The organism is Kitasatospora sp. NPDC002543 (genome assembly GCF_053594915.1).
This window is the reverse complement of the sequence record NZ_JBSFWR010000110.1, coordinates 20,070-27,689: the sequence shown is the minus strand read 5'-3', so window position 1 is coordinate 27,689 and position 7,620 is coordinate 20,070. Positions and strand designations below refer to the sequence as shown.

The window sequence follows — 7,620 nt, the reverse complement described above, 5'->3', positions numbered from 1 at the left end:
TTTTATGTTTTTTTTGTTTTGTTTGTAAGCTTTTGGTATAACACGCGCCGGGGCGGGCCCGGCGGCCCCCCCGGGGGGGGCGCCCCCCGCTGCCCCTTTTCCCGGGCGGCCAAACGTGATCTCCCAGGCGGAAAAATCCCCGGTCAACCCCCGTTCCACCGTGCTACAGTCGATGCAGTTGCAGTTTTGGTTCCCATGAACGTGGTGTGCGCCTGCTGGTTCCAACCGACAGGCGCATTTGTTTTGTCCGGTGTTTCAGTCTCCGGATGGGGATCGCGGCTACACGGGGACTCACGAGGTGTGGGTCCCTGATGCCCCAGTTAGAGGAGACGGTTATGGCTACCGGCACCGTGAAGTGGTTCAACAGCGAAAAGGGCTTCGGCTTCATCGAGCAGGATGGCGGCGGCGCCGACGTGTTCGCCCACTACTCGAACATCCAGGCTCAGGGCTTCCGTGAGCTGTTCGAGGGCCAGAAGGTCGAGTTCGACGTCACCCAGGGCCAGAAGGGCCCGCAGGCCGAGAACATCCAGATCATCGGCTGACGTCAGCTCCACGCTGACTCGCGATCATCGCGAAGCGGGGGCCCGCACCTCACGGTGCGGGCCCCCGCTCATGCCGCCGTACGGCCGGGGCGGCGCACTCTTCTTCCGACGGCCGACACAGCCCGCAGCCCGGGCTGCAGACCGACGGACGGAGATCCCGTGACCACCCCTGCCCGCCCGCCGCGCGATCGCGGCACCCGCACCACCGACCAGTCCCGCCGCACCGGCCAGCCCGGCCGCAGCGCGGGCGGCGACCGCGCGCGCAAGCCGCGCAACCGCGCCGGCGCCCCCAAGCAGTCCCGCTCCGCCGTCCCCGAGGCCACCGACTTCACCGTGGTCCAGGGCACCCCGCCCCGCCCCCCGGCGGCCTCCTTCGCCGAGCTCGAACTGCCCAGGGCGATCCTCTCCGCGCTCGGCCGCGAAGGCGTCACCGAGCCCTTCCCGATCCAGGCCGCCACGCTGCCCGACTCGATCGCCGGGCGCGACGTGCTCGGCCGCGGCCGCACCGGCTCCGGCAAGACCCTCGCCTTCGGCCTGCCGCTGCTCGCCCGCACCGCCGGACGCCGTGCCGACGCCCGGCACCCGCTGGCGCTCGTCCTGGTGCCCACCCGCGAGCTCGCCCAGCAGGTCACCGAGGCGCTCACCCCGTACGCCACCGCCGTCAACCTGCGGATCACCACCGTCGTCGGCGGCATGTCGATCAACCGGCAGTCCAACGCGGTGCGCCGCGGCACCGAGGTGCTGGTGGCCACCCCCGGCCGGCTGGACGACCTGATCGGGCGCGGTGACGTCAAGCTCTCCGACGTCGCGATCACCGTCCTCGACGAGGCCGACCAGATGGCCGACATGGGCTTCCTGCCGCAGGTCAGCAAGCTGCTGGAGCAGGTCGCCGAGGGCGGGCAGCGGATGCTGTTCTCCGCCACCCTGGACCGCAACGTCGACCGGCTGGTCAAGCGCTTCCTGACCGACCCGGTGACCCACTCGGTCGACCCCTCGGCCGGCGCCGTCACCACCATGGACCACCACGTCCTGCAGCTGGAGCAGGCCGACAAGGCCTCCGCCACCGCGCACATCGCCTCCCGCGACGGCCGCGTGATCATGTTCGTGCACACCAAGCACGGCGCCGACCGCCTGGCCAAGCAGCTGCTCGCCAACGGCGTGAAGGCCGCCGCCCTGCACGGCGGCAAGTCCCAGCCGCAGCGCAACCGGGTCCTGGACCAGTTCCGGGACGGCCACGTCACCGCGCTGATCGCCACCAACGTCGCCGCCCGCGGCATCCACATCGACGGCCTGGACCTGGTCGTCAACGTCGACCCGCCGGCCGACCACAAGGACTACCTGCACCGCGGCGGCCGCACCGCCCGGGCCGGCGAGTCCGGGACGGTCGTCACCCTGGTGCTGCCCGAGCAGCGCCGCGAGGTCAACCGGCTGATGACGGTGGCCGGCATCCGCCCGACCGTCACCAAGATCCGCCCGGGCGACGCCGACCTGGCCAAGATCACCGGCGCCCGCACGCCCAGCGGCGTCCCGGTCACGCTGGCCGTGCCGGTCGCCAACGACCAGGCCGCCGCCGAGGCCAAGGCCGGCGCCGACAAGCCCGCCGGGGCCAAGACCGGCGCCCCGCGCCGCCGGCCCGGCAAGCGCTCCGCGCTGCCCACCGACGTCGACATGAACGGCAACCCGCGCCGGCCCCGCCCCAAGCAGCGCCTCGGCGCCGCCGCCCAGGGCGACCGCCCGCAGGCGGCCGGCTTCATCGGGCGCTCCTCGGGCCGTGCCAAGCCCGGCAGCGGCTCCAAGTCCGGCTCCAACTACGGCACCGGGCGCCAGCGCCGCAAGGCCGACTGACGGCCGTCCGCGAACCGCGCCCACGGGCCCCGCACCTCCCCGCGTCAGGGGGAGTGCGGGGCCCGTTCGGCATCCCGGCGGCCCGCCCGCCCCGCCCCGGCGAAATTGCCGCTCGGACCGACCGCCCTGATCAGCCCGGCCACGCCCGGCAGTTGCGCCGATCTGCCGGTTGACGGCCGACCGCGCACCCCCGAGTCTTTCACGCGGCCCACACATCCGACGCACCGTCACCACGGTTGCGCGGACGGTGAGTCGACGTGATCCCACGACCCGGAAGGACCTTCCATGCGCCGCACCGCAGCCATGTTCGCCACCGCCCTGCTCGCCGGGGCCGCCGCACTCACCGCGCCGGCCGCCGGCGCCGCCGAGCAGACCGCCCAGGGCTCGCAGTCCACCGCGGGCACCGGCGCCCTGGCCGCCGCGAGCTGTTCCGTCGGCCGCGGCGGCACCGGCTTCGTCGGCACCTGTACGGGCATGGACCCGAACCAGACCTGGCGTGTCGCCGGCACCTGCCAGAGCATCGGCACCAACGGGTTCCCCGTCTTCTCGGCCGCGTTCGGCGCCTGGACCAGCGGCAACTCCACCGCCACCGCGATCTGCATGTGGCCGGCGATGCCGACCTCCGGCTGGATCGTCTCCGGCCCCGCCGTCCCGGCCGGCCCGACCGGCCAGATCTCCGGATACGCGAGCAAGTGCGTCGACGTGCGCGGCGGCAGCGGCGCCAACGGCACCCCCGTCCAGATCTGGGACTGCCTCGGCAACGCCAACCAGCAGTGGAAGATCGGCGCCGACGGCACGATCCGCGCCTTCGGCAAGTGCCTGGACGTCTCCGGCGGGAACACCGGCAACGCCACCCTGGTGCAGATCTACGACTGCAACGGCAGCGGCGCCCAGCAGTGGCAGGCCCGGGGCGACGGCTCCCTGCTCAACCCGCAGTCCGGCCGCTGCCTGGACGACCTCGGCTTCTCCACCACCAACGGCAACCAGCTCGGCATCTGGGACTGCAACGGCGCCGACAACCAGAAGTGGAACCTCCCGGTCTGACATCCGGCCGCACACCCCGCCCACCCCGCCGCCCGGCCCCCGCCGGGCGGCGGTCCGCACTCCGGGCGGACGGGCACCGCCGGGGCCAGCCGGGACGTGCGCCACCGCGCCCCGCGTCCCCGGGAGCTTCCGTGCGCCGTCGCCCGGGGGAGTGGCGGCATCTTGAGCCGCGCAATGCATTTGCATCACGCTGATGCTCGCGCACGGTGAGATCTACTGGACCGAGCGCTCCGAGGAGCACATCGCCAGGCACGGCGTCTGTCCGGAAGAAGTGGAGGACGTCGTCTTCTGCCGTCCCCACTGGTTCTCGGGCGGGTACCAGCACCGCAAGGCCTCGTAGGCGGCTCGGACGGGCTCAGGCGGTGAGGGCCGGGGCGGCGGGGGTGGCGCGGCGGGCCTGGTCGTGGCGTTCCAGGAGGAGGGCGGCCAGTTCGGGGGCGGGGCCGAGGACGTCGGCGAGGGTGTCCGCGCCGGCCTGGCCGGCGGCGGCCGCGATGCGGTCGGGCAGGAGGCCCGGGGCCAGCAGGTACGGGGCGACGGCGGTGTGCTCGGCGCCGGCGGCGCGCAGGGCGGCGAGGGCCTCAGGGACGCGCGGGCCCGCGGCGGAGGCGTAGGCGACCTCGACGGCGGCCCAGCCGCGGGTGCGGCGCCACTCGGCGGCGAGCGCGCGGGTCGCGGCGTCGGCGGCCGGGTCGGAGGAGCCGGCCGCCGCCAGCACCACGCCCGTCCGGGCCCGGACGGCCGGCGAGGCGAGCGCCGGGCGGGCCTCGGCGAGGCGGCGGTCCAGCGCGGCGAGCAGCAGGGGAGAGGGCCCGAGCACGTCCGCGACCGGCAGCCGGGAGCCGGCGGCGCGCAGGGCGGCGGGGATGTCGTGCTTGGCGTGGAACGCCCGGTTGAGCAGCAGCGGGACGGCCACCGCGTCGGTTCCGGCGAGCCGTTCGACCACCTGCGGGATCCGCGGCGCGCAGTGGTCCAGGTAGGCGGTGGCGACCTCGGTGCCGGGCCGCCGGGCCCGCACCTCCTCCACGAGCGCGGCCACCGTCGCGGCGTGGCGCGGGTCGCGGCTGCCGTGGGCGATCAGGAGGAGGGCGGGCATCAGCGGTGCCTCACTTGCTCGCGGCCAGCAGGCCGCGGTTGCGCAGCACCCGGCGTTCGACCGGGGTGAAGACGAGCAGTTCGATGGCGATGCCGACGAAGAGGATGAGGATGATGCCGAGCAGGACGCCGGACATGTCGGAGAACTCGCGCTGGTCCTCCAGGAAACGGCCCAGGCCCCGGCCCAGGTCGGGTGAGGAGGCGACGAGTTCGGCGGCCATCAGGGAGCGCCAGGAGAAGGCCCAGCCCTGCTTGAGCCCGGCGAGGTAGCCGGGCAGGGCGGCGGGGACGAGGACGTGCCGGGCGCCGCTGAGGCCGGTGGCGCCGAGGGTGCGTCCGGCGCGCAGGAACAGCGGCGGCACCTGGTCGATGCCGGCCACCAGGCCGTTGGCGATCGAGGGGACGGCGCCCAGCAGGATGACGGCGTACATCATGGAGTCGTTGATGCCGAGCCAGATGACGGCGGCGGGCACCCAGGCGACCGAGGGCAGCGACTGCAGGCCCTGCAGGACCGGCCCGATGGCGGTGCGCACCGGTCTGACCCGGGCGACGACGAGCCCGATCGGGGTGCCGATGACCACCGCGAGCAGGAAGCCGGACAGACCGCGCCAGACGCTGGTCCAGACGATGGAGAGCAGCGTGCCCTGGTACCAGAGGTCCTGGGCGGAGCGCCACACGTCCGCCGGGCTGGGCAGCTTGTAGGAGGAGGTGAGTTCGAGGCTGTACGCGCCCTGCCAGAGCGCGAGCACGACCAGGACGCCGATCAGCGGCGGCAGGGCCTTGCTGCGCAGCGCCTCGCCGAGCGATCCGCGCTGCGCGGTCACGGCGTCGAGGGCGTCCAGTCCGGCGCCGACGCCGGCGGTGTCGCTCGTGCCCCGGTCGGCCTTGGTGAGCGTGGTGTCAGTGCTGGCCATGGCGGCGGATCTCCCCACGCAGTTCTTCGGTGATCTCGACGGACAGGTCGGCGACGCCGGCGGACTCGATGCGGCGCGGCTGGGGCAGGTCGATCCGCCACTCGCGGGCGACCCGGCCGGGGCGGGAGGAGAGCAGGACGACCCGCTGGGCGAGGCGGACGGCCTCGCGGACGTTGTGGGTGACGAACAGCACGGTCAGCCGCCGTTCGGCCCAGATGCGGGTGATCTCGTCGTGCAGGACGTCGCGGGTGATGGCGTCGAGGGCGGCGAAGGGCTCGTCCATGAGCAGGACCTTGCTGCCCTGGGCGAGGGCGCGGGCCATGGCGACGCGCTGGCGCATGCCGCCGGACAGCTCGTGCACGCGCTTGCCGTACGCGCCGGTGAGGCGGACGAGTTCGAGGAGGCGCTCGGCCTCGGCGCGGCGTTCGGGGCGGGCGACGCCGGCCAGTTTGAGGGCGAGTTCGATGTTCCGGCCGGCGGTGAGCCAGGGGAACAGGGCGTGTTCCTGGAACATCAGCGCGGGGCGGCCGCCGGGCACCTCGATGCTGCCGCCGGTGGGCCGGTCGAGGCCGGCGACGAGGTTGAGCAGGGTGGACTTGCCGCAGCCGGAGGCGCCGAGCAGGGTGACGAACTCGCCGGGGGCCACGTCGAGGGTGATGTCGTCCAGGACGTGGGTCAGGGCGCCGGGGCGGCCGAAGGACTTGTGCACGTGGGAGATCCGGACGGCGGGTGCGCCGTCCTGGGCGTCGGCGTCGGGGGCGTCCGCCGAGGTGGTCAGTGCCGGAGTCATCCGGGCACCTCCTGCGTGAGTGGTCATGAGCCCCTCCAGGCACGGAGGGAGAGGTCGGGGCCGTGGCCCGGGCCCCGCCCGTCCCGGTGGGCATCGATCGGGGATCGACCGGGCGGGCGGGGGCCGGACCGCGGAGTCGGGGCGAGCGGCGTTCGGGGCGAACGGCGCTGCCGTGGGCGCTACTTGGCGCCGAGCCCGGCGTCCGCGACGGCGGGCCGGCCCTGGGCGGCGAGGACCTTGTTCAGCAGGGTGAGGTCGTAGATGCCGTTCAGGTTGGGCTTCTTGAGCAGCCCGGCGGTGACGGCGTGGTCGGCCTCGGCCTGGAGGGTGTTCGCCAGCGGGTCGTCCAGGAAGTCGATGTCGGCCCAGGCCGGGTCGAGGATGGCGGGCTCCAGGGAGTTGCCGGCCTCCTTCTTGATCGCCTCGTTGGCGTCGGCCTTGGCCTTGTCGGGGTCGGCCTTGATGAAGGCGTTGGTCTTCACCGAGCCGCGCAGCACGGCCTCCACCACGTCCGGGTGCTCCTTGAGGAACTTCTGCGAGACGATGATGTTGGTGATCACGAACTTCTTGTCCGGCCAGACGTCCTTCTCGTTGAGCAGGACCTTCGCGCCGAGCGTGACGAGCTTGGAGGCGGTGGGCTCGGGCACCCACGCGGCGTCGATGGAGCCGGACTTGTAGGCGTCGGGGGTGACCTTGTTGTCGGTGCGCACCACCGAGACGTCGCCGGCGCCGGAGGCCGCGTCGACCTTGTAGCCCTTGCCCGCGAGGTAGTTGAGCAGGGCCACGTCCTGGGTGTTGCCCAGCTGCGGGGTGGCGATCTTCTTGCCCTTGAGGTCGTCCAGGGAGGCGACCTTGTCCGGGTTGGCGACGAGCTTGACGCCGCCGGAGGCCGAACCGCCGATGATCTTCAGGGACTGGCCGTCGGACTTGGTGTACCCGTTGATCGCGGGGGAGGGGCCGATCCAGCCGATGTCGATGGAGCCGGCGTTGAGCGCCTCGATCTCGGCCGGGCCCGCGTTGAAGACCTGGGTCTTGACCTGGGTGGAGCCGAGCTCCTTCTGGAATATGCCTTCCTGCAGGCCGACCAGCGGGGTGCCGTGGGTGAGGTTGGCGAAGTAGCCGATCTTCACGGTGTCCGCGGACAGCTTCACCCCGGAATCCCCGGAGGTGGCCGCGGAGTTGCTCGCGCCGGAGGGCTTGTCGGCCTTGGAGCCGTAGCCGCAGGCGGAGAGCAGGGCCGCCGCGGTCAGGCCGGCCACGGCCGCGGCGGCGGTGCGTCTGATCCGCCCGGCGTGGGGGCGGGAAAGGGTATGCGAGGGTGCCGGGTTCGGTGCCATGGTGAGTCCTGTTCGCGGACGGACCGTCAGGAGGCGGTCTCGGGTGGAAGGTT

At 73.3% G+C, this 7,620-nt stretch carries 8 protein-coding genes; 4 read left to right on the top strand and 4 right to left on the bottom strand.

Going from position 1 to position 7,620, the window contains the following annotated elements:
• The first annotated feature begins 335 nt into the window (after positions 1 to 335).
• The 4 genes from ACWD4P_RS32160 (at position 336) to ACWD4P_RS32145 (ending at position 3,771) form a co-directional block, all read left to right on the top strand.
• Positions 336 to 542 (top strand): cold-shock protein, encoded by a 207-nt coding sequence (locus tag ACWD4P_RS32160; RefSeq protein WP_030060364.1) that lies wholly within the window; start codon positions 336 to 338, stop codon positions 540 to 542.
• A 159-nt stretch (positions 543 to 701) separates the two neighbouring features.
• Positions 702 to 2,387, top strand: coding sequence for a DEAD/DEAH box helicase (locus ACWD4P_RS32155; protein ID WP_449782075.1), 1,686 nt, complete (start codon positions 702 to 704; stop codon positions 2,385 to 2,387).
• A 285-nt stretch (positions 2,388 to 2,672) separates the two neighbouring features.
• Positions 2,673 to 3,431 carry an RICIN domain-containing protein gene (locus ACWD4P_RS32150; protein ID WP_449782074.1) on the top strand — a complete coding sequence of 253 codons (759 nt, stop codon included), beginning with the start codon at positions 2,673 to 2,675 and terminating at the stop codon, positions 3,429 to 3,431.
• Between the two features lie 193 nt (positions 3,432 to 3,624).
• Complete coding sequence (locus ACWD4P_RS32145) at positions 3,625 to 3,771, top strand: hypothetical protein (RefSeq protein ID WP_449782073.1); 147 nt, start codon at positions 3,625 to 3,627, stop codon at positions 3,769 to 3,771.
• Between the two features lie 15 nt (positions 3,772 to 3,786).
• Here the strand turns inward: ACWD4P_RS32145 and ACWD4P_RS32140 are convergent, their stop codons facing one another.
• The 4 genes from ACWD4P_RS32140 to ACWD4P_RS32125 form a co-directional block, all read right to left on the bottom strand.
• Entirely contained in the window at positions 3,787 to 4,527 is a 741-nt protein-coding gene (locus ACWD4P_RS32140; RefSeq protein ID WP_449782072.1) for a sirohydrochlorin chelatase, read from the bottom strand.
• Positions 4,528 to 4,537: 10 nt separating this feature from the next.
• Positions 4,538 to 5,440 carry an ABC transporter permease gene (locus ACWD4P_RS32135; protein ID WP_449782071.1) on the bottom strand — a complete coding sequence of 301 codons (903 nt, stop codon included), beginning with the start codon at positions 5,438 to 5,440 and terminating at the stop codon, positions 4,538 to 4,540.
• Positions 5,427 to 6,230, bottom strand: a complete 804-nt coding sequence (locus tag ACWD4P_RS32130; RefSeq protein ID WP_359825990.1) for an ABC transporter ATP-binding protein — start codon at positions 6,228 to 6,230, stop codon at positions 5,427 to 5,429. Before ACWD4P_RS32130 ends, ACWD4P_RS32135 begins: the two co-directional genes overlap by 14 nt.
• A gap of 179 nt (positions 6,231 to 6,409) precedes the next feature.
• Positions 6,410 to 7,567, bottom strand: coding sequence for an aliphatic sulfonate ABC transporter substrate-binding protein (locus ACWD4P_RS32125; RefSeq protein WP_359825993.1), 1,158 nt, complete (start codon positions 7,565 to 7,567; stop codon positions 6,410 to 6,412).
• Between the last annotated feature and the right edge of the window lie 53 nt (positions 7,568 to 7,620).

Coding starts and splice junctions, on each gene's coding strand:
- ACWD4P_RS32160 (WP_030060364.1), top strand. CDS start 336: ATGGCTACCGGCACCGTGAAGTGGTTCAACAGCGAAAAGGGCTTCGGC.
- ACWD4P_RS32150 (WP_449782074.1), top strand. CDS start 2,673: ATGCGCCGCACCGCAGCCATGTTCGCCACCGCCCTGCTCGCCGGGGCC.
- ACWD4P_RS32145 (WP_449782073.1), top strand. CDS start 3,625: ATGCTCGCGCACGGTGAGATCTACTGGACCGAGCGCTCCGAGGAGCAC.
- ACWD4P_RS32140 (WP_449782072.1), bottom strand. CDS start 4,527: ATGCCCGCCCTCCTCCTGATCGCCCACGGCAGCCGCGACCCGCGCCAC.
- ACWD4P_RS32135 (WP_449782071.1), bottom strand. CDS start 5,440: ATGGCCAGCACTGACACCACGCTCACCAAGGCCGACCGGGGCACGAGC.
- ACWD4P_RS32130 (WP_359825990.1), bottom strand. CDS start 6,230: ATGACTCCGGCACTGACCACCTCGGCGGACGCCCCCGACGCCGACGCC.
- ACWD4P_RS32125 (WP_359825993.1), bottom strand. CDS start 7,567: ATGGCACCGAACCCGGCACCCTCGCATACCCTTTCCCGCCCCCACGCC.